Origin of the sequence: Streptomyces caelestis, from assembly GCF_001279005.1 — a bacterium.
In the GTDB taxonomy this organism is placed as follows: domain Bacteria; phylum Actinomycetota; class Actinomycetes; order Streptomycetales; family Streptomycetaceae; genus Streptomyces; species Streptomyces heliomycini.
Genome location: NZ_LGCN01000120.1, coordinates 54,202 through 75,537, shown reverse-complemented (window position 1 = coordinate 75,537; position 21,336 = coordinate 54,202). Strand labels below are relative to the sequence as shown.

The window sequence follows — 21,336 nt, the reverse complement described above, 5'->3', positions numbered from 1 at the left end:
CGTGCGATCAGTGCCCCACCGAGAAGGTGGCGTCGGCCCGGTCCGTGGCGGTGGTGATCGGGTCGACGCGCAGGGCGTAGTCGGAGTGCCGGATGTAACGGGTGGGGTGGTTGTGGGAGCGGAAGGAGGACCAGGAGGCGTCGGCGAGGCCCGCGACCCGGTGGAAGGTGGCGTCCTGGGCGAAGACGGCGGTGCCGTCGTTGACGTCGAGACGGACCTGGTAGTCGTAGTGCCGCAGGTAGCGGGTGGGGTGGTTGACCGACTGGAAGGAGACTCCGGAGGAGTCGGCCAGCCCGGGGACCGTCTTCCACTGCGAGTCGGTGTACGGGTCGAAGGGGTAGGTGTCGATCCGTGCCAGGTAGTCGGCGTGGCGCACGTAACGGGCCGGGTGGTTGTAGGACTTGAGCCGGTTCCAGGCGGGGGCGCCCCAGCGGGCCAGCAGGTTGGTGTACTCGGCGGTGGTGATCGGGGCGATGGTGCAGTGCTTGGCGTTGACCGGGTGGGTGTAGAGCTTCTGGTCGACCGGAGTCCAGGTGCCGGCCGCGAGGTCGGTGGTCCGCCAGGCGTAGAAGACGCCGTTGGGGGTGTAGGTGTCGCCCCACAGGTACCAGGTGTTCGAGGTCAGGGACTTCACGAGCGTCGGCGCCTCGGTGCCGCCGTGGGCGACCGACGTGCTGAACGGCGTGAAGCTGCCCGGGTTCAGTGAGGTGGAACGGGCGCCGACCAGGCCGCCGGTTCTGCTGCTCTTGAAGTAGAGGTAGTTGACACCGTTCACGCCGACGGCCATGTCGCCGTCGATGATGTCGTAGCCGGGGTCGAAGAACACCTGAGGTGCGGAGACGGTCGTGAAGTCGCTGGTGTAGTTGACCATCAGGACGCTGTGACCGCTGTTGTTCACCGACGAGTAGACGATCGCGTACTGGCCGCGGCTCGCGTCCCAGAAGGCCTCGGGGGCCCAGCTGTGGGTGACCATGTCGTGCAGGTGGGGGCGGCGGTAGTGGGTGAAGCTGCGCAGGTCGGCGGAGTCCCACACGTGGATGGTCTGGCTGTTGTAACCCCAGTCGGTGCCCTTGAGGTCCGTGGCCAGCACCACGAATCCGCCGTCGCGCTTGCGCATGATGAACGGGTCGCGCAGGCCGCCGGCGCCCGCGGTGGGGGTGACGACGGGGTTGTTCTGGTTCAGCGGCGTCCAGTTGAGGGAGTCGGTGCTGACGGCCAGGTGGAGGCCGTAGTCGGTGCCGAGGCCGTTCGGCGACTCCGTGAAGTAGCCCATGACGTAGGCGGAGTCGGCGGCACGGGCGGGTGGGGCGCCCAGGGACAGATCGGCGGCCAGGGCCGCCGTCGTGGCCGCTGCGGCGCCGAGGAACAGTCTGCGGGACGGCATGGCCTGGCTACGGGGGCGTGCGCTCATCGGCTCTCCAAATGTGTGGGGCGGGTGCGCGAACAGAGCGGACGTGACAGACGGAACAGCCCCCTCTTGTTCGATATGGCGAACAAAGTTCGGGGAACCGGTCAGAAGGTAGGGCTCGACCGGCGGCGCGTCAACGCTTTCCGCGGGAACGGCGAACGGCGCGACATCGGCGCCACGCGCTCGGCTCGGCAGCGATTCCCGATCGCCCGTCGACGAGAGTACGCGTACGCAGAGTCAGTGTACGAGCACTTTCGGTGGACGGTGCGTGTCACTCAGTGTGACGATGACGACCGGTCAGAAGCGGCGGGAACGTGGCACATGCGCGGGAGGTGGCCGATGGTGGCTCATGAGAACACGGACGGCGGGGCGGGCGCGGGGAGTTGCGGCGAACCCGGGACCTCGGACAGCCTGCGCACCTTCGGCGCGTTCGTCCAGGCCCTGCGGGAACACGCGGACCTCAGCCGGGAGGAGTTCGCCGCCCTGGTCTGCTTCTCGAAGCACACGGTGGCCTCGGTGGAGCTGGGCCGCCGGATGCCGGACCGGGGCTTCGTGGAGCGTGCGGAAGAGGCGACCGGCAACACCGGCGCGCTGCGGAGGACCGCACCGCATCTGTCCCGGCAGGCGGGGCTGGCGAGTTGGTTCCGGCAGTGGGCACGGCTGGAGACGCAGGCGGTGACCCTGTGGACGTACGAGTGCCGGGTGGTACCCGGCCTGCTGCAGACGGAACGCTACGCGCGGGCGGTGACGGAGAGCGTCCCGCCGGTGAAGGACGAGGAACAGGTGACCGAGCAGGTAACGGCCCGGCTGGAACGCCATCGACTGTTCGACCGCAGACCACCGATCACGTTCAGCTTCATCATCGAGCAGGCACTGCTCGAGCGTGGCACCGGAGGCCCGGACGTGACGCGAGAGCTGCTCGACAGCCTCCTGGAACGGTCGTCCCAGTTCAACGTCGAGTTGCAGATCATGCCGCGCCACCAGCCGGACCACGCCGGTTTCGACGGGCCGTTGATGCTTCTGGAGTCGCCGGACAACAAGTGGTTCGGCTACGCGGAGGGACAGCGCGGCGGGATGCTGGTCCCGGACCCGAAGGAGGTCAGCATCATGCTCCAGCGAACCGATCAGCGCGAGTTCCCCGAGGAGACAGGCCCGCGTCTCGGCCGCCGGATCGTGGATGTCGTCCGGCAGTTCCTCGAACAAGGGCTCGAGGTTTCGCGGATGCTGCGCCTTCACCAGCCTCGCGGCCACCGAACGCCGCAGCCGGTCGCCTTCCCCACGGGCCGCTGCCTCCAGGGGCAGCAGCCGGCTCACGATGTCCACGGCGTACACGGCACAGTCCCGCGAGCGCGTGTCGGCGAGGGCCTCGGCGATCCGCCCGACGGTCCGCGTCACCGAGGCCCCGCCGGACCTTCCACCGGACGCCTTCCGGCACAACCACTCCGCGGCTTCGTACAGCTTCTCCGGCCGCTGCTCGGCCAGATGCGTCAACTCCGCGGGACCGGACTCTTCCCACCGTCGTCGATCGGAAGCGTCGTCGCCGCGTGTCACTCGGCCGTGGCTCACCTCGGGAGTCCACGAGCGCCGTGGGCGTGCACGGCAGCCGGCGGGGGACCGGTGTCGTCGAAGACGTCATCCGCGACGGCCGGATTCACACGGCGTACCCGATCCGAGACAGCCGCCGGGACGCCTGCGGAGTGACGCGACGCCGCGTACGTGGCTCCGCGACCCGTCGCACCCGGAGATGCGGGCCGTGCGGTCCGCACGGGTCTCCATGACGGACGGGCCCGGCGCACGCGATGCGTGTGCCGGGCCCGTCCGCCGGATCAGCGGCCGGTCACTCCCCGGTGGCCGCCTTCTTCCTGCGCAGGAAGAACATCGCCGCGCCGCCCGCGGCCACGAGGGCCACCGCGATGCCCGCGATCACCGGCGTGGCGCTGGAACCGCCGGTGTTCGCGAGGTCGCCCTCGCCGCCGGTCGCCTCCTCGGAGGAGCCGCCGGCCGTGCTCGGGGCCGAGGACGGGGTGTCCCCGTCGGTGCCCGGCGTCCCGGTGCCCGGTGTGTCGGTCCCCGGGGCCGGGGTGCCCTGGGTCTTGCAGTCCAGGACGCCCTGGAAACGCTCCGAGAAGCCGTTCGGGCCCTCGACGGTGAAGTCGTACGCCGCGTCCTCGTCGACCGGGACGGTCACCGTCTTGGTCCCGCCCGGCTCGACCGTGTGCTCGGCGCCGGCGAGTTCGAAGGTGAACGGGGCGTCGCCCTCGTTGCTCGCCGTGACGTCGACGCCGCCCTCGGCGCAGTTCTTCTCCGCCGTCACCGAGGGGATGGCGCCCTTGGTGGCCCAGTTCGCGGTCGCGTCGGCCGTGACGGTGGACTCGCTGGAGCCGGCGAGGATCTGCGTCTGGCTCTTGCTGGGGCTCGCGAACGCGCGGCCGACCGGGATCTCGGTGGTCGCCTTGACCGTCAGCGAGGCCGCGCCGTCGGCCGTCCCCTCGGGAACGTCGAAGTACAGCTCGCTGCCGTCCCCGGCGGACGTGAGGGCCTTGCCGTCCTTGTCGGTCACCTTGACGCCGGCCCCGGCGGCATCGGCGGACGCGGCGACGGAGACCTGACCGGCGTCCGTGCGCACGGTCACCGGGCCGAGCCTGCCGCCGGCCTTGCCGGAGACCGCGTTGGGCTCCAGCGTCAGGGAGGTCTTCGGCTCCTGGAGGTTCTGGGCTTGGCCCTCGAGCCAGTCGGCGAGCTTCTCGGCCTGCGCGTCGCGGGCCTCGACCTTCGCCCCGTCCGAGAAGCGCCAGATGGCCACCTGGGTGCCGGCCGCCGCGGTCTTGGCGGTCAGCCCTTCGGCGCCCGACTTCTGGGAGAGCGCCGTCAGGTCGTCGACCTGCGGGTACGAGTTCTGCAGGATCCAGAGGATCTTGCCGGCGTTCTCGTTGGCGCCGAGCGAGGTCTGGGCCCAGGGGGTCTCCAGGTACGTCGCCTTGTTCTGGGTCGGGTTGTGGATGTCGATGCAGTACGACTGCAGACGGCCGCTGCCCTCGACGCTCATCTCGAACAGGCCGGCGGCGATGTTCTTGGTCTTGCCGTCGCCGACGTCCAGACGTGCCGAGTCGTACGTCTTCAGGCCGTCGAGCGTGGCGACCGCACCCCCCTGGTGGTGGACGTCGCCCTCGTCGGCGGCGGCGTTGCCCGCACCGGCGAGCAGGCCCATGGTCAGCAGGCCGGCCGTGGCCGCCCCTGCGGCGGCACGTCGTGCGGTGGTGCGTCGCCCGGTCATGGCGGACGCGGAATGTAGAGCAAACACGGATTTCCCCTCCGGCGGGACCCGCGACGGGCCACGCGAGATGTGTTCACACGTGATGCGTGGTGGAAGAGTCACGCCAGTCGTCTCAAGTGCTGTACAAGCACACGGAGATCCTAGGGACGGAAGCGTTCCGGATCTTCGTTCCCGACGCCGCACGCCCGTTCCGAATCGGAACCGTTACTTCCCGCGACCGGAGTGTCCCCATCCATCCAGTCTTCACAATCCATCCGGGAAGCCCGCACACCTGCTCTCCGGCAGAGGACGACCACCGGTATGCGCTCTCGCCCTCATGTGCCTTTCCGGAGGCGGTCGTTGGGCGATCGACCGGGAGGCGGTCACGGCGGCCGGGGAGGCGGACGCCGGGTCCGGGGCGGGCCGGGGTCACACGGTGGCGTCACGGCGCGGCGTCGGTGAGCGCGAGGGCGGCGAGTTCGGTGCGCGCGGTGACGCCGAGCTTGGGGAACGCCTTGTAGAGGTGGTACCCGACGGTGCGCGGGCTGAGGAACAGCTGCGCGGCGATGTCCCGGTTGGACAGGCCGCGTGCGGCCAGCCGGATGATCTTCCGTTCCTGCGCGGTGAGCACGGACAGCGCTCCGCCCGCGGCCCCGGGACCGGGTGCGGTTTCGCCGGTCGCGTCGAGTTCGGCGCGGGCCCGCTCCGCCCAGGGCGTGGCGCCGAGCCTCCGGAAGGTCTCGAACGCGTCGCGGAGTTGGGTCCTGGCCTCGGACCTGCGGCGCGTGCGGCGCAGCCACTCGCCGTGGAGGAGGGCGGTCCGCGCGCGTTCGAACGGCCGGTCGTCGGGGTGCAGCCGCAGGGCGGCCCGGTACAGCTCCGCGGCGTCCGCGTCCGGCGCGAGCAGCGCGCGGCAGCGTTGGACGTGCGCGTCGATCCACGGCTGCGCGGCGTCGTGCGCCCAGGCCGTGAGCCGTGCGAGCGGTTCGTGGGCGTCGGCCGGCCGGCCGAGCCGCACCGCCGCCTCGACCAGGTCGGGGATGCTGCGCAGGCCGGGAAGCTGATGGCTCACCGGCCCGGTGTGCAGGGCGGCCAGGCGGGTGCGGGCGGACTCCCATCGGGCGTGGCCGAGGTCGAGCAGGGCCAGTGCCCAGTGTGCCCAGGACATGCCGGGCGGGACCGCGCCGGGTTCCGGCGCGGCGAGCGCGTCGTCGGCGAAGGCGTGACAGCGCCGCTCGTCGCCCGCGACCGCGGCCAGGTGGGCAAGGACGCCGCTGATCTCGGCGGTCCACTGCCGGTGGCCGAGCTCCTGGGCGATGTGCAGCGCCTCGGTCGCCTCGTCCCAGGCGTCGGTGTGACGGCCGAGGAAGGTCGACGCCCTGGCCACACACGCCAGCACGGGCGGCGTCCGGCCGATCCATCCGCGGTCCCGGCACTGGGCGAGGAGCTCGCCGGCCACCCGGTGTGCCTCGGTGTCCCGGCCGGCGGCCTGAAGGCTGGTGGCTCCGACCAGGATCGTGTCGTGCGGGCCGCCGAATCCGGTCCGTTCGGCGGCCGCGACGCGTCGTGCGAGGGTCTCGGGGTCCCGGTCCCCCTGTCCGATCGCGGACCGCACCACCCGGGTCAGCAGGCGGGCCACGTGGGTGAGCGGGTCGTCGGGCGGCAACGGCAGGGCGTCCAGCCGGTCCGCGGTGTCCGCGATCTCGTCCTTCCCGAGGTACCAGGCGGCGTGCACCGCGTCGAGCATCAGGTGGGCGGCCAGTGCCGGGTCGCCGGTCCGGGTCGGCTCGGCCGCCTCGGTCAGCAGTCCGCGGGCCGTGCGGAGCATGCCGTGGTGGAACGCCGCGGCGGCCCGGACCCGCATGGCGCGCACGGTCAGGGACGGGTCGTCGGTACTCGCCGCGGCGCGCCGGGCGAGCTCCACCATGCGGTCGATGTCGCCTTCCTCGGCGATCGCCTCCGCGGCCAGCACGAGGCGGCGGGCCCGGTCCGTGCCGGGCTCCGTCAGCTCCGCGGCCCGTTCGTAGGCCGCCGCCGCGGCGGCGTACCCGCTGCGCTCGGTGGCCCGCCGGGCGGTGCCCTCCAGTCCCGCGGCCACCTGCTCGTCGGGGCCGGTGGCCACCACGGCGCGGTGCCAGGCGCGCCGGTCGGCGTCCTCCGGCCGGTGAAGGGCTTCGGCGAGGGCCGTGTGCACCACGAGGCGGAGACTGACCGGCGCCGCCTGGTAGACGGCCGACCGCACGAGAGGGTGACGGAAGCGCACGGTGCGGTTGTCCATCCGGAGCAGCCCCGCCGTTTCCGCGGGCACCAGGTCCGTGGGGCGGCAGCCGAAGGCGGCGGCCGCGCGCAGGACGACGTCCCGGTCGCCGGTGTCCTCGGCGGCCGCGACGAGCAGCAGGTGCCTGCTCGGCTCGGGCAGCCGTCGTACCCGGTCGAGGAAGGCCGCCCGGACCGTGTCGGTCATGGGCAGGGCCTGGCCGGCGACCGGCCGGCCGGCGGCGAGAGCGACCGGCAGTTCGAGGAGGGCGAGCGGGTTGCCCTGTGCTTCGGCCAGTATCCGGTACCGGTCGGCGGGGGACAGCGTGGCGGCGTGCTCGGCCAGGAGGCCGGCGGCGGCGGGCGCGTCGAGCCCCGTCAGCGGCAGGTGGGCGAGTCCGGGGACGTCGAAGCCGGCCCGGGCGGTGATGATCAGCGCCGTGCCCTCGGCGTCGAGCCGCCGCGCGGCGAACAGCAGGGCCTCGGCGGACGCCCGGTCCAGCCACTGCGCGTCGTCGACGAGGCACAGGACGGGCCCGCCGTCGGCGAACTCGGCGAGGAGGGAGAGGACGGCGAGGCCGACGAGCATGCGGTCGCCCGGTTCGGCCGGGGCGAGGCCGAAGGCCCCGCGCAGGGCGCGCGCCTGTGGCTCCGGGAGGGCGCCGGCCCGGTCGAGGGCGGGTCGCAGCAGCAGGTGCAGGCCGGCGAACGGCAGGTGGGCCTCGGACTCGATCGCGGTCCCGCGCACGACCCGTAAGCCGTCGGCCGCCGACGCCGCGTACTCCAGCAGCGCGGTCTTGCCCATGCCCGGCTCCCCGGTGATGAGCAGGCAACCGCTGCGACCGGTCCGGCAGTCCGCCAGCAGGCGGTCGATGACTGATATCTCGTCACTACGTCCGTGCAACACCTGGTGAGGGTACTTAAACCGACCGGAGTTCCCGGACCGGATGACCGGGGGCGTGACGGATTCGGCTCCCCGTGCCCGGCCGTAACGTGGTGGGGAGGGAGCACGTCGGCGGAAGGGGATCGATCATGTCCGGCTCCGACGAGCCGGCCGGGCGGTACCCGGCGAGTGGGAACGAGCGCGACCCGGCCGGGCGCCGGGCGATGGCCGACGGGCTCTGGACCGATGACGCGGGCTGCGCCGATCCGATCGTGGCGGCCGAGGGCCGCGACGCCATCGACGACGTGGTGGCCACGGCCCGGCGGCAGTTCCCCGGCCCGGGGTGCCGGCCGGCCGGGAAGGCCGACGGTCACCACGACGTGGCACGCCCCGCCCGGGAACCGGCGCCGGCCGGCGGCCGGCGGCCCCGCGGTGATCGCCGGACTCGCCGTCATGGTCACCGGACGGGCCCGCCCGCGCCGCGTCCACGGATTCCCCGACCCCGTCCTCACGGACACCATTGCACCAGGAGCCGGAAGTTGACACCTGATCCCATGACCCTCCACCCGCTGCCGGCACACGACCGGGTGGTGTTCCTCAAACCGCTGGTCGACTCACCGAAGATCGTCGTGGGCGAGTACACCTACTACGACGACCCGGAAGGCGCCACCGGCTTCGAGCACCGCAACGTGCTCTACGCCTACGGCCCGGAGCGGCTCGTCATCGGCAAGTACTGCGCCATCGCCATGGGCACCCGGTTCCTGATGGCCGGTGCCGAACACCCGACGATGGGCGTGTCCACCTTCCCGTTCACCATGTTCGGCGGCGAGTGGGCCGAGCGGACCCTCGACATCGTCACCGGCATGCCGAGCCGGGGCGACACCGTGGTCGGCAACGACGTCTGGTTCGGCCACGGGGCCACCGTCATGCCCGGCGTGCGCATCGGCGACGGCGCCATCGTCGCCGCCGGGGCGGTCGTCACCGCGGACGTCCCGCCGTACACGATCGTCGGCGGCAACCCGGCCCGCCCGATCCGGCAGCGGTTCGACGACGCCGACGTCGACCGGCTCCTGCGGGCCGCCTGGTGGGACTGGCCGGTGGAGCTGGTCACGGAGCACGCCCGCACCATCATGGCCGGCACCCCGGCCGACATCGCCCGCATCGCCGCCGACCACGGACCGGGGACCGCATGACGGACGTGTCGATCGAGGAACACCCCGTGGCCGGCGGCGGACCGTACGCGATCACCACCGGTCCGGACGGGGCGCTGTGGTACACGCTGGTCCACAGCGGTGGGATCGGCCGGATGGTGCCCGGCGCCGAACCGGTGAACCACCGGCTGGACCCGGACTGCGGGCCGACGATCATCACCAGCGGGCCGGACGGCGCCCTGTGGTTCACCGAGTACCGGGCCCACCGCATCGGCCGGATCACCACCGACGGCACCGTCGCGGAGTTCCCGTTGCCCACTCCTGACTGCGGGCCTTTCGGCATCGCGGCGGGCCCCGACGGGGCGCTGTGGTTCACCGAGACCGCCGCCGACCGCATCGGTCGCATCACCACCGGCGGTGCGGTCACCGAGTTCCCGCTCCCGGCCACCGGCGCGTTCCCGTCCGCGATCACCGCGGGACCGGACGGGGGGATGTGGTTCACCATGAACCAGGCCGACGCGATCGGCCGGATCACCGCCGACGGCACGGTCACCGTCCATCCACTGCCCACCGCGGGCTCCGCACCGGTCGGCATCGCCCCCGGCCCCGACGGCGCCCTCTGGTACGTCGCGATCGCCGCCGGTCTCATCGGCCGTATCACCACCGAGGGCGGGATCAGGGAGTTCCCGCTGCCCGACCGCGCCGGCCGGCCGCACGCCATCGCTCCGGGCGCCGACGGCGCCCTGTGGTTCACGGAGTGGGGCGGCAACCGCGTCGGCTCGATCACCGTCGAGGGCGTGATCGAGGTGCACGACCTGCCCACGTCCGGCTCGGAGCCGCACGGCATCACCCTGGGCCCCGACGGCGCCGTGTGGACGGCGCTGGAGACCGGCGCCCTCGCCCGCCTCGCCCCGAAGCCGTTGCCCCGCCCCGGGAGGGAACCTCACCCGTGACGTCCGACCACACGATCCCCCGGCCGGGAACCGCGAGGAGCCGGCCCGGCTCCCCCGCCCCCGGCGCCGAGTTCGACCGGCAGGTCCGCAACCTCGTCGAACGGGACTGGCCGACGGCGGCCGGCCTGACCCCGGACCAGTTCACCGCCTTGGTCGCACCCCTGCGCGACCTCGCCGTCGACACCGCGGACGGCACGTGGGCACCGGACACCGGCCGCGTCCCCTTCCTGCTCGTGGTCACCCGGGAAGTCGCCCCGATCGAGCACACGATGGCGCGCACCACGCTCCGCGGAAGAGCCGAGCCCGGCTTCGTCGACCGGTCCTTCGAACCCGGCGCCCTCGAGCGGTTCGCCGCCGTCGAGGAGACCGGCCTCCCCGATCCGCGCGCCTACCTGCTGTTCGACGTCGAGCGCGGGGAGGAGTTCTGCGGTGTCGTACCCAAGGACGCCCTGGACACCATCGCCGCCAGGGGACGCACCCCGCTCACCATCGAGGAGGGGGTCGCGCTGATCACCCACTTCCCCGAGGTCCTGGTCAAGAACAAGTGCTTCTCCCTGGGCGGTTCACGCTCCGGCGACCGCCGCGTCCCGGCGATCTGGATCAGTCGGCACGCCCCCAAACTGGGTTGGTGCTGGGAAGGCAACCCGCACACGTGGCTCGGCATGGCGTCGGCCGGCTCCCGCCGCGCCGTCGCGGAGCGCTAGCGCGGGCACGCTCCTCTCACCGGCCGGAACCACGGGCCACGAACGCCATGTACTGGATGTTCCCAGCCCTGTTCCAGGTGGAGTGGTTGCCCGGGTCCCGACGCCCCGGCCCCGGCCGCACAGCCACTCCTCCCCCGCGCTCGCCGCCGCTCCCCGGAAGTCGGCGAGGCCGGTGAGGATCCTGGCGGCATCCCGGTTCGCGTCGTCGTACTGCCTGCCGTAGGGCGCCTTGACGAGGTGGTGGGAGCGGGCGGTCGTGCAGCGGAGGACGCCCCACGGCGAGCCGCCGCTGCCTGACGCCGACGGCCGGGTGACGTAGGTCGCGGGGTGGATGCCGTGGTCGCCGTAGCGCAGCCGGGAGACGTGGGGACGGTCGGCGTGCCGGATCTCGTGCCAGGCGTCCCGGTCCGTGCGCGGCGCCTCGGGCGACAGCGCCCGGCGAGCGGCGGTGACCGGCGGTGACCGGCGGGTTCCACCGTCGGCCTCAGCCTCCGGGCGTCGGCACGGCGCAGGCGTCGGCGACGGCCCGCGTGTCCCAGTAGAACGGACGGACCTCGGTGATCCGCCCGCTCTTGACCGTGATCGTCTGCATGATCGGGAACCCGAGTTCACGGCCGGTCGCCCGGGCGCGCGCACGGACCCGCGTGAGCACGACCGCGGTCTCACCGGTGGCGAGGAACTCCTGCTCCACCATGTCGAACGACTCCCACGTCTCCCTCATGGCGAGGAAGAACCGCCTCATACCGTCGTGTCCGCGCCAGACGCCTCCGTAGGGCAGGGCGTCCGCCTGGTGCAGCTCGACGTCCGGTGCGAAGAAGGGGGCGAGCAGGCCGAACGGAGCCTCGCCGGGACCTCCTGCCGCCAGGTACTCCGCCTCGGCCGCGTACATACCGGCGAGCACCGTCGCCGAATCAGTGGTGGATGACATCGTCATGCCGCCAGCATGCGCACCGCGGCAGGATCTCACCGGCGGCGATCGGACATCGTCGTGCCGCGGGCCGGCACTTCCCCACCAGACCCAGGGGCCGGCGCCGGTGACGTGCCCCTGGGCGGATGGGGGCGTCGGGGCGTCCCGGCCGTGGGTCCCGGCAGCCGGGGCGCCACGGATCCGGGTGGACGCCGCCACCGGGCCGTACGGGCCCGGTGACGGCGCGAACCGCCTTGCCGGTGGCGCGGACGGCGTGCCGCGCGGAGGCCTCGCCCGGGGCCGGAGGGGTTGCCGGAGCACACGGTGGCGTCAGGAACTCCGTGGGCGCTCACCGACCGGCGCGCCCGCTCTCAAAGGTTGACCACAAATCACACACGTACTCTCTACACACCGGCCCCCGATGGTCTAGATTGACCTTGCTTCAGCCGTTCGGACACGGGGCGACCAATAATGATCTTTAGGTCCGGTGTGGGGGAGAGCCGGCGGTCACGTCTTCCGCGCCGGACGCGGGGGTGATCGATTCCTGGAGCCCGGGAGGGGTCTTGGGTGCGGGGAGCGCCCGGGGGTCCGCCGGGTTCCCACCCACCTCGAGAGCCCGGCGGGACATACGCGTCCACTGCTGCCGGGGTGGGTCGTCCGGCCAGTTCTGAAACAGCCGGAAGGGCATGTGCGGGAGGCGGGGGCCTCCTGTGGGGGAGGAAGGGCGGGGCGCGGGGGGGGAGGGGGCCTCCCGGGGGGAGAAACGGTGTCAGGGGAACACGTCGAACCACTGGGGACCTGGGGGGTTCTGTGCGGCAAGGGGGATTACTCAGCCCGTTTCCGTCAGCGCGCGGGCGTCTGGCGAACGGGGCGATCAGCAGGCCCGCGACCGACTGGGAACAGCGGTACCGCCGTACCGTGATCACCGGCGATGCCGTGACCACGGCGTGCGTGGTGGCGGCGATCGGCAATTTCTTCGGGGCCCGGGACGCGGCCAACTGGCACGAGAAGTGGGGGATCCTCGCGTTCGGCACCTGGTTGCTGGTGCTGGGGGCGCTCGCGGTGAGCCGGTCGTGGGCTCCGGCGGTTCTCGGCCAGGGAGCCGAGGAGTTCCGCAGGCTCGGACGTTCGCTGTTCGCGGCGACCGTCGTCCTGGCGCTCGGCGGAATCGCCCTGACCTCGCGCAACATCAAACTCTGGATCTTCGTCGCGGTTCCCGCGATCGCGCTCGTCACCATGACCACGCGGTACCTGCTCCGCCTCCGGCTGCACAAGCAGCGGAAGGACGGATGGTGTCTGAGACCGGTGCTCGCCGCCGGGAGCCCGGACACGGTGCGCGACCTGATCACCCGGACCCGCAAGTTCCCGCACCTCGGCTGGCGGGTGGACGCGGTGTGCACTCCGGACGGTCTCGGGCCCGACGGTGACCAGCTGGACGGCGTGCCGGTCGTCGGCCGGCTGACGGACGTCGCCGGCCACGTCCGCCGCGACGGCTACCGCGTCGTCGCGGTCACCCCGGACCCGCACTGGTCGCCGGACCGGTTGCAACGGCTGGCCTGGAACCTCGAGGGCAGCGACGCCGACATGGTCGTGGCCCCCGTGCTGATGGAGGTGGCCGGGCCGCGGCTGCACATCGACGCGGTGCTCGGGATCCCGCTGCTGCGGGTCAGCATGCCGGCCTTCACCGGGGGCCGCCGGGTGGTCAAAGGGGTCGTCGACCGGTTGGGCGCGGCGCTCCTGCTGGTGCTGTTCGCGCCGCTGATGGCGGGCGTCGGGCTGCTCGTGCTGGCGACCAGCCGGGGCGGGGCGTTCTACCGCCAGCGCAGGGTCGGCAAGGACGGCCGCGAGTTCACCATCCTCAAGTTCCGCACCATGGTCGCCGGGGCCGACCGGATCCGGGCCGAGCTGGCCGACCGCAACGAGGGCGCCGGCCTGCTGTTCAAGCTCCGCCGGGATCCGCGGGTGACCCGGGTGGGAGCGGTGCTGCGCCGGTACTCGATCGACGAGCTCCCGCAGCTCTTCAACGTGCTCGCCGGATCGATGTCGCTCGTCGGGCCGCGGCCTCCGTTACCGGAGGAGTGCGCCGCCTACGGCCCGGACATCCGGCGGCGGCTGCTGGTCAAGCCCGGACTCACCGGCCTGTGGCAGATCAGCGGACGCAGCGACCTGTCGTGGGAGGAGGCGGTCCGGCTGGACCTGCGGTACGTGGAGGACTGGTCGCTCGCCCTCGACACAGTGATCTTGTGGAAGACGCTGCGCGCGGTGTTCTACGGCCAGGGGGCCTACTGATGCGCCGGGACCGTCGTCCGGCCGGCGCACGCGACGCAGGCCGTGGGGGCCTGCCTGGGGGGAGGAACGGGACGTGAGAGTCAGCGTTTTCGGGCTCGGCTACGTGGGCTGCGTGTCGGCCGCGTGCCTGGCCGACATGGGTCACGAGGTCGTCGGGGTGGACGTCAACCAGGTGAAGGTCGACCTGGTCAACGACGGCAGGGCCCCGGTGGTCGAGGAGCGGATCGGCGAGCTCGTCGCCGAGGTCGTGGGGAGCGGGGCGTTACGCGCCACCGACGACGTCCGCGAGGCGGTCATGAACAGCGAGGTGTCGCTGGTCTGCGTGGGCACGCCCTCGGAGCCCAACGGCAGCCTGTGCACCACGTACCTGGAGCGGGTCACCGAGCAGATCGGCGCCGCGCTGGCCGAGCAGGGCGGGCGGGGCGGGCGGCACACCGTGGTGTTCCGCAGCACCATGCTCCCGGGCACCTGCCTGGACCTGCTGGTGCCGATCCTGGAGAAGTCCTTCGGCGGCACGGCCGGAGTGGACGTCGGGGTCGCGGTCAACCCGGAGTTCCTGCGCGAGGGCACGAGCGTGCGGGACTTCTCCGACCCGCCCAAGACCGTCATCGGCGAACTCGACCCGGCGAGCGGCGACGTGGTGGCGGCGCTGTACGACGGCCTGCCCGGCGAGGTGTTCCGGGTGCCGGTCCCGACGGCCGAGGCGATCAAGTACGCGGACAACGCGTTCCACGGCCTCAAGATCGGCTTCGCGAACGAGCTGGGCGCGGTGTGCCAGGCGCTCGGGGTGGACTCGCACCAGGTGATGGACGTGTTCCTGGCCGACCGCAAGCTGAACATCAGCCCCGCCTACCTGCGGCCCGGCTTCGCCTTCGGCGGCTCCTGCCTGCCCAAGGACCTGCGCAGCCTGGTGTACGCCGCGCAGCGGGCCGACGTCTCGGTGCCCATCCTCGCCCATGTGCTGCCCTCGAACGAGGAGCACCTGCAGCGGGCGATCGAGCTGGTCGAGCGCACCGGGAGACGCAAGGTGGGCCTGTTCGGGCTGTCGTTCAAGCCCGGGACCGACGACCTGCGCGAGAGCCCGCTCGTCGAACTGGCGGAGCGGCTCTTCGGCAAGGGGTACGACCTGCGCATCCACGACGCCAACGTGAGCCTGTCCCGGCTGCTCGGCGCGAACCGCGAGTACATCGAGACCCGGCTGCCGCACCTCGCCCAGCTGCTCGCCGACTCCGTCGACGAGGTGCTGGAGCACGCCGAGGTCGTCCTGGTCGGGACCAAGGACCCGGCCGTGCTGTCGGCCCTGCCGCACGGCGCCGGCGGCCCCGTGATCGTCGACCTCGTCCGCCTCCCCGACGCCGAGGCGCGCCGGGCCGAACCCGGGTACGTGGGCCTTGCTTGGTGAGACGAAGGGCGCGCGGGGCCGACGCGCGCTGGTCCTGGTGGAGAACCTGTCGGTGCCGTTCGACCGGCGGGTGTGGCAGGAGTGCACCACGCTGCGCGACGCGGGCTGGGAGGTCGACGTCATCTGCCCGCGCGGAACCAAGCGGGACACCGAGCCGGAGGCCGTGATCGACGGGGTGCGGATCCACCGCTACCCGCTGCGCGCGGCCACCGGAGGCCCGGCCGGCTACCTCAAGGAGTACGGCGCCGCGCTGTGGCACACCGCCCGGCTGGCCCGGAAGGTCGGCCCGGTCGACGTGGTGCACGCCTGCAACCCGCCGGACCTGCTGTTCCTGCCCGCCCTGTGGATGAAGCGGCGCGGCGCGCGGTTCGTCTTCGACCAGCACGACCTGGTGCCCGAGCTGTACCTCTCCCGGTTCGGCCGGGGCGAGGACCTGCTCTACAAGGGCGTGTGCGCGCTGGAACGGATGACGTACCGGGCGGCGGACGTGGTGCTGGCCACCAACGAGAGCTACAAGGACGTCGCGGTGCGCCGGGGCGGCCGGCGGCCGGAGGACGTCTTCGTGGTGCGCAGCGCGCCCGACGTCGAACGGTTCCACCCGGTGCCGCCCGAGCCGGAGCTGAAGCGCGGCAAGCCCCATCTGCTGTGCTACCTCGGCGTCATGGGCCCGCAGGACGGCGTCGACTACGCCTTGCGGGCCCTGGCGAAACTGCGCGACGAGGTCGGACGGACCGACTGGCACGCGGTGTTCGTCGGCGCCGGCGACACCTTCGACGCGATGGTGGAGCTGTCCCGGCGGCTCGGGCTCACGGAGCAGGTGCAGTTCACCGGGCGCGTCCCGGACGCCGACCTGGTGCGCTACCTGTCCACCGCGGACGTGTGCCTCTCCCCCGACCCGCACAATCCGCTCAACGACGTGTCGACCATGAACAAGGTCCTGGAGTACATGGTGATGGGCCGGCCGGTCGTCTCGTTCGACCTGAAGGAGGCGCGGGTCTCCGCCGGTGACGCCGCCCTCTACGCGTCCGCGAACGACGAGTCCGCGTTCGCGAAGCTCATCGCGCTGCTGCTGGACGATCCGGAGAAGCGGGCGCGGATGGGCGGGATCGGCCGGGAGCGGATCGGCGGACCGCTCTCCTGGCGGAACTCCCAGGCGTCGCTGCTCGCCGCCTACGCCGCCGCCTGCCGGGGCCGCGCCCCGGTGTCGGCGGGCGGCGCGTACCGGGCAGGGAGAAGGCCGCGTCGTTGAGCGATGACACGATACGCCTGGTCACGATCGGGCGGATGATCCGTCGGCGTCGGCGGCTGCTCACCGTCCTCGCCGTGCTGGGCGCACTCGTCGGCTACGGCGTCTCCCTGCTGCTCCCGCCGCGGTACACGACGTCGGCGTCGGTCCTGCTGCCGGGGGCGTGGGAGGAGCGCGAGCTGCTGACCCAGACGGAGATCGCGACCAGTTCGGTGGTGGTCGACCGCGCGGCCGCCGAGCTCGGCTGGAGCGGGGTCGACGGCGGCGAGCTGCGGGACCGGGTGAGCGCCAGGGCCGCCGACGGGAACATCATCGAGGTCTCGGGCACGGCCGACACCCCGGAGCGCGCGCAGCAGCTCTCCGACCAGGTGGTCCAGCAGTTCGTCACCTTCGCCGCGCGGGTCGCGGGCGCCGACGCCGACTCCGAGGCGGCGGCGCGGCCCGAGGCGCTGCGGCAGCTGGTGGTGCGGACCAGCCGCCGCATCACCGAGCTGGCCGGCGCCGTCGATCCCGGGCGGACCGTGGAGAGCGTGCAGACCCGCACCGAGCTCGCGAAGCTGCGCACCGCGCTGCAGGAGGCCGTCACCAGGCTGGACCAGGCCGATCCGGCCGCGGGCAAGGCCAACATGGTCGTCATGGGGCCGGCGGCCCGGCCGGCCGGCGAGGCGCCGCCGACGAGGACGCAGCTCGTCGGCGGCGGGGCGCTGCTGTTCCTCCTGCTCGGGGTCGTCGGCCATCTCGCCGCGGCGCGGACGAGCCGCCGGCCGCGCACCGAACCGGAGATCGCCGCGGCGCTGGGCTCGACGCCGCTGGGCACCGTCGACGTGCCCGACGAACGGCCCGCGCGCCGGCCCGGGGACCGCGGCCCGTGGGCCCGGATCCGCCGGCTGCTGGACCTCGACGTCCGGTGGGACGCGCCCGCCCCGCACACGTCCGGCGACGAGGCCGGCCGGCGGATCCGCCACCGGCGGGTGTGCGCCCGCCTCCGGGACCGGCTGCCGGCCCCGCGGCGGCTGCTGGCCGTCGTCCCGGACGGCGACGACACCGCACGCCGGGCCGCCGGACAGCTCCTCGCCGAGGCCGGGGGCGATCCGCTGCTGCGGGTGGTGGAGGTCCCGCTGCGCCGGCCGGTGGTCCCCGACCGCGACGACGCGTCCGGTGTCCTGGTCGTGCTCAGCGCGGGCCGCTGGACCGCGGAGGAGCTCGCCGGCCTCGCCGAGGCGTGCGCGGACGCCGGGCACGCGGTCGTCGGCGCCGTCCTCGCCTCCCCGGTCCGGACCCGCCCGACCCGCTCCGCCGGCCGCTCCCGGTCCGCCGGCCGTCCCCGGGACGCCGCCGCGCCGGCGCTCGCGGTGGCCGACGACCCGACGGGAGGCGGCGCACGGTGACGACGCGTACGACGCCGGAGCCGCCGGCCGCCGCTCCGCTGCTGGACCTGCAGGCACTGGTGGTGGCGGTGCGCAGGCGGCGCCGCCTCTGGTGCTCCGCGGCGCTGCTGGGGCTGCTCCTCGGCGCGGCCGTGGCGGTCCTGCTGCCGCCGCCGCCGACCGCGGTGACCAAGGTGCTGGTCGCGCACCAGCAGGACCAGCCGAACGACCCCGGAACACTGATCCGCACCGACGCCGCGCTGCTGCACACCACCCGGATCGCCGGTGCGGCCCTGCGGTCCCTCGGGTCCCCGGAGGAACCGGAGGACTTCATGGCGGACTACGAGGGGACCGGCCTGACCAACAACCTGCTGCAGATCACCGCGACGGGCGACAGCGACGCGCAGGCGGCGGCCCGCGCCGGGGCGCTGGCCGACGCGTTCGTCGCGGACCACGTGAGGCGGATACGGGAAGCCTCGGACGCCGAGGCCAAGACCCTGCTCGAACAGCGTGACCGCATGCGGGACGAACTCGCCCAGGTCAACGAGGCGATCGAGGACGGACCCCAGGAGAGCGGGCCGAAGGCGTCGGCGAACCTGGAGACGCTCTTCGCCCGCCGGGCCGAACTCACCTCGCGGATCACCGACTTCGGCCGGCGCGCCGCGGAGGCGCGGGTCGGCACGCCCCAACTCGTCGCCGGCACGCAGATCGTGGACGCCCCGCGCGCGGTACGGCACTCCCTGACCCGGACCGCCGCCACCAACGCCGCGCTCGGGCTCTTCCTCGGGCTCTTCCTCGGGCTCGCGGTGGCCGCGGTCACCGCGGTGGTGGCGGACCGCCCCGTGCTGCGCCGGGACATCGCGGCGCACCTCGGCGCCTCGGTCCTCGCGGAGCTGCCCCGCCGGCCGGCCGGACCGTGGCGGCGCCGGCGGGTCCGGGCGACACGCGAACGGCTCACCGCGTCCCTGGCCCGCACCGCGCGCGGCACCGCCGAGCCGGTGTCGCTGCTGGAACTGGGCTGCGCGCGCGACGCGAGCGGGATCGCCCTGGACCTCGCCCGCGCGCTGGCCGCGGAGGAGCCCGTGGTCGTCGTCGACGGTCTGCCCGGCTCTCAGCTCGCCGGGCGCCGCCCGAAGCCGGGGGACCCCGCCGTGGTCAGCGGCGCGGACGCCGCGGCCGTGCCGCGGCAGGAGCGCCTGCTCGGCGTCGGCTCGGTGGCGCCCGGCACGGCGTGGGCCGACCTCCCGCACCTCGGCACGCGGACCGTGCTCGTGGTGCGCGCCGGGCACGGCAGCGTCGCATGGCTGCACACCGTGGCGCGGCAGCTCGCGGACCGGCGCGTCGCGGTGATCGGCGTGGTGCTGATCGACCCCGATCCGCGGGACCGGACCGACGGCACGCTGTGGGACGGGCCGCACACCGTGCCGCGCGCCCACGGCGAGCGGCCGGGACGACGGAACGGTGGGGGCACCTCCCACGCCGTCCAGGCGGTGGGGGAAGAACGGCCGCGGACGGAACGGCTGCCGATGGCGGCGGCCCGGGTCCCGGACAGCGACCAGGAGGCGCGGTAGGACATGTGTGGCATCGCAGGCACGTACCGGTGGCCGGACGGGAAGGCCGTGACCGACCGGCTCACCGATGTCCTCGCCCACCGCGGCCCGGACGGGGCGGGCCGCTACAGCCATCCCGCCGGTGACGGCGAGGTGCACCTCGGACACCGTCGGCTGGCCATCATCGACCCGTCCGGGACGGGCGCCCAGCCGATGGCCTCGGACGGCCTCGTCCTGACGTACAACGGAGAGCTGTACAACGCGCCCGAGCTGCGGGCCGAGCTGGCGGCCGCCGGGGTGCGCTTCCGCGGCACCTCCGACACCGAGGTGCTCCTTCAGGCCTGGCGGCGCTGGGGCACGGACTGCCTGCCCCGGCTGCGCGGCATGTTCGCGTTCGGGGTCTTCGACGAGCGGACCGGTGAGCTGGTGCTCGTCCGCGACCAGCTCGGCGTCAAGCCGCTGTTCCTGCTCCGGCGCGGGGACGGTCTGGTGTTCGCCTCCGAGCTCAAGGCCCTCGCCGCCGTGGCCGGCGGGTCGCTGGAGGTGGACCACGCGGCCCTTGTGGCCTCGCTGCTGTACTACTGGGTGCCGGACTCGCGGTGCGCGCTGCGCGGGGCCGAGAAGCTGCCGCCGGGGAGCTGGCTGAGGTGCCGGCCCGACGGCCGGGTGGAGCGCGGCCGGTTCTGGAACCTGAGGGACGTCGCCGCCGAGGGGCGGGAGCGGGCCCGGGCCGGCGAGCGGCCGGACCTGCACGCGATCGTCGAGGAGTCGACCCGGCGGCACCTGCTCTCCGACGTGCCCGTGGCGACCTTCCTCTCCGGCGGCCTCGACTCCAGTTACCTGACCGCGCTGGCGGCCCGCGAGCGGCCCGGGATCTCCGCCTACACGATCGGGTTCCGCGCCGAGGACGCCAGGTTCGAGGCGATGCCGGACGACCTGCGCTACGCCCGGCGGGTGGCCGAGCGGTTCGGCGTCGACCTGCGGGAGATCGAGATCGCCCCGGACGTGCTCGACCTGCTGCCGCGGATGACGTACCACCTGGACGAGCCGATCGGCGACCCCGCGGCGATCAACACCTTCCTGATCTGCTCGGCCGCCCGGGAGGCCGGGGTCAAGGTGATGCTCTCGGGGATGGGCGCCGACGAGCTGTTCGCCGGGTACCGCAAGCACCTGGCCAACCTGATCGCGCTGCGCTACCAGCGCGTCCCGCGGCCCCTGCGGCGCGGGGTGTCCGCGGCCGTGGACCGGCTGCCGGTCGCCACGAGCCGCCGGGGGTACCGGTCGGTGCGCTTCGCGAAGCGGTTCCTCTCCTTCGCCGACCTGCCGGAGGAGACCGCGTTCCGGCGCAGCTACACCATGTACGACCGGGGCGAGCTGCTCGCCCTGATCGATCCGGACCTGGCCCCGGCGGTCGAGGACGTGCTGACCGAGCACGCGGACACCTACCGGGACAACGACCTCGACGACTTCGTCAACCGCATGTGCCTGGGCGACGCCCGGATGTTCCTGCCGGGCCTGAACCTCGCCTACACGGACCGCTCCAGCATGGCCGCGTCGACCGAGGTGCGGGTGCCGTACGTGGACGTCGAGGTGGTGAGGGCGGCGTTCGCCGTGCCCGGCGACCGCAAGATCGTCGGACGGCAGGGCAAGGCCGTCCTCAAGGAGGCGGCCACCTCCGTCCTGCCCCGGGAGATCGTGTACCGGCCCAAGGGCCTGTTCAGCGCCCCGCTGCGGGCCTGGATGAGCCGGGACCTGGCGCCGCTGGTGCGCGAGGTGGTCAACGACGGCGAGCTCGTCCGTTCCGGGATCCTGCGCCGCGACGCGCTCCGGCGGCTCGTCGCCGAGGACGCCGCCGGGCAGCGGGACTTCTCCAAGCATCTGTGGCACGTGCTGACCCTCGAGTACTGGTACCGCGGCGCGACCTCCGGGTCCGGCCAGAACTCCCCGACGGCGTAGAGACAAGAGGA

At 73.4% G+C, this 21,336-nt stretch carries 13 protein-coding genes and 2 pseudogenes; 10 read left to right on the top strand and 5 right to left on the bottom strand.

Going from position 1 to position 21,336, the window contains the following annotated elements; genetic code table 11:
• Window positions 1-7: 7 nt before the first annotated feature.
• The gene (locus ADK41_RS12195; RefSeq protein ID WP_030824238.1) at window positions 8-1,411 is read right to left on the bottom strand and encodes a glycoside hydrolase family 43 protein; all 1,404 of its coding nucleotides are present in this window, start codon (window positions 1,409-1,411) and stop codon (window positions 8-10) included.
• Window positions 1,412-1,747: 336 nt separating this feature from the next.
• On the opposite strand from ADK41_RS12195, the pseudogene ADK41_RS40740 reads away from it, so the two are divergent.
• Window positions 1,748-2,527: pseudogene (locus ADK41_RS40740) on the top strand (helix-turn-helix domain-containing protein); the annotation flags it as partial.
• A gap of 718 nt (window positions 2,528-3,245) precedes the next feature.
• Here the strand turns inward: ADK41_RS40740 and ADK41_RS12185 are convergent.
• Together ADK41_RS12185 and ADK41_RS12180 are read right to left on the bottom strand one after the other, a co-directional pair.
• Window positions 3,246-4,682 (bottom strand): Cys-Gln thioester bond-forming surface protein, encoded by a 1,437-nt coding sequence (locus ADK41_RS12185; protein WP_037803915.1) that lies wholly within the window; start codon window positions 4,680-4,682, stop codon window positions 3,246-3,248.
• Between the two features lie 421 nt (window positions 4,683-5,103).
• Window positions 5,104-7,824: an ATP-binding protein gene (locus ADK41_RS12180; RefSeq protein ID WP_030824229.1), complete on the bottom strand. Its 2,721-nt coding sequence runs from the start codon at window positions 7,822-7,824 to the stop codon at window positions 5,104-5,106.
• Between the two features lie 530 nt (window positions 7,825-8,354).
• On the opposite strand from ADK41_RS12180, the gene ADK41_RS12175 reads away from it, so the two are divergent.
• Genes ADK41_RS12175 through ADK41_RS12165 form a run of 3 tightly spaced genes read left to right on the top strand, consistent with a single transcriptional unit; the run spans window position 8,355 to window position 10,608 of the window.
• Entirely contained in the window at window positions 8,355-8,993 is a 639-nt protein-coding gene (locus ADK41_RS12175) for a CatB-related O-acetyltransferase (RefSeq protein ID WP_063756507.1), read from the top strand.
• Complete coding sequence (locus ADK41_RS12170) at window positions 8,990-9,904, top strand: Vgb family protein (protein ID WP_030824222.1); 915 nt, start codon at window positions 8,990-8,992, stop codon at window positions 9,902-9,904. The genes ADK41_RS12175 and ADK41_RS12170 overlap by 4 nt, the downstream gene beginning before the upstream one ends.
• Window positions 9,905-9,918: 14 nt before the next feature.
• Window positions 9,919-10,608, top strand: coding sequence for a DUF5701 family protein (locus tag ADK41_RS12165; RefSeq protein WP_051843118.1), 690 nt, complete (start codon window positions 9,919-9,921; stop codon window positions 10,606-10,608).
• A 45-nt stretch (window positions 10,609-10,653) separates the two neighbouring features.
• On the opposite strand, the pseudogene ADK41_RS44225 reads toward ADK41_RS12165, so the two are convergent.
• Window positions 10,654-11,040, bottom strand: a pseudogene (locus ADK41_RS44225) (beta family protein); the annotation flags it as partial.
• A gap of 52 nt (window positions 11,041-11,092) precedes the next feature.
• Entirely contained in the window at window positions 11,093-11,542 is a 450-nt protein-coding gene (locus ADK41_RS12160) for a nuclear transport factor 2 family protein (RefSeq protein ID WP_030824216.1), read from the bottom strand.
• 783 nt (window positions 11,543-12,325) lie between these two features.
• Between ADK41_RS12160 and ADK41_RS12155 the strand changes: the two genes are divergently transcribed.
• The 6 genes from ADK41_RS12155 (at window position 12,326) to asnB (ending at window position 21,325) form a co-directional block, all read left to right on the top strand.
• Window positions 12,326-13,804 carry a sugar transferase gene (locus ADK41_RS12155; RefSeq protein ID WP_030824213.1) on the top strand — a complete coding sequence of 493 codons (1,479 nt, stop codon included), beginning with the start codon at window positions 12,326-12,328 and terminating at the stop codon, window positions 13,802-13,804.
• Window positions 13,805-13,877: 73 nt separating this feature from the next.
• Window positions 13,878-15,206 carry a nucleotide sugar dehydrogenase gene (locus ADK41_RS12150; RefSeq protein ID WP_030824210.1) on the top strand — a complete coding sequence of 443 codons (1,329 nt, stop codon included), beginning with the start codon at window positions 13,878-13,880 and terminating at the stop codon, window positions 15,204-15,206.
• Window positions 15,196-16,455, top strand: a complete 1,260-nt coding sequence (locus ADK41_RS12145) for a glycosyltransferase family 4 protein (protein ID WP_030824208.1) — start codon at window positions 15,196-15,198, stop codon at window positions 16,453-16,455. The genes ADK41_RS12150 and ADK41_RS12145 overlap by 11 nt, the downstream gene beginning before the upstream one ends.
• The gene (locus tag ADK41_RS12140; RefSeq protein ID WP_030824205.1) at window positions 16,452-17,840 is read left to right on the top strand and encodes a Wzz/FepE/Etk N-terminal domain-containing protein; all 1,389 of its coding nucleotides are present in this window, start codon (window positions 16,452-16,454) and stop codon (window positions 17,838-17,840) included. Before ADK41_RS12145 ends, ADK41_RS12140 begins: the two co-directional genes overlap by 4 nt.
• Window positions 17,837-19,390, top strand: a complete 1,554-nt coding sequence (locus ADK41_RS12135; RefSeq protein WP_030824202.1) for a Wzz/FepE/Etk N-terminal domain-containing protein — start codon at window positions 17,837-17,839, stop codon at window positions 19,388-19,390. Before ADK41_RS12140 ends, ADK41_RS12135 begins: the two co-directional genes overlap by 4 nt.
• A 3-nt stretch (window positions 19,391-19,393) precedes the next feature.
• Entirely contained in the window at window positions 19,394-21,325 is a 1,932-nt protein-coding gene (asnB, locus tag ADK41_RS12130; protein WP_030824199.1) for an asparagine synthase (glutamine-hydrolyzing), read from the top strand.
• The last annotated feature ends 11 nt before the right edge of the window (window positions 21,326-21,336 follow it).

Coding starts and splice junctions, on each gene's coding strand:
- ADK41_RS12195 (WP_030824238.1), bottom strand. CDS start 1,411: ATGAGCGCACGCCCCCGTAGCCAGGCCATGCCGTCCCGCAGACTGTTC.
- ADK41_RS12185 (WP_037803915.1), bottom strand. CDS start 4,682: ATGACCGGGCGACGCACCACCGCACGACGTGCCGCCGCAGGGGCGGCC.
- ADK41_RS12175 (WP_063756507.1), top strand. CDS start 8,355: ATGACCCTCCACCCGCTGCCGGCACACGACCGGGTGGTGTTCCTCAAA.
- ADK41_RS12170 (WP_030824222.1), top strand. CDS start 8,990: ATGACGGACGTGTCGATCGAGGAACACCCCGTGGCCGGCGGCGGACCG.
- ADK41_RS12160 (WP_030824216.1), bottom strand. CDS start 11,542: ATGACGATGTCATCCACCACTGATTCGGCGACGGTGCTCGCCGGTATG.
- asnB (WP_030824199.1), top strand. CDS start 19,394: ATGTGTGGCATCGCAGGCACGTACCGGTGGCCGGACGGGAAGGCCGTG.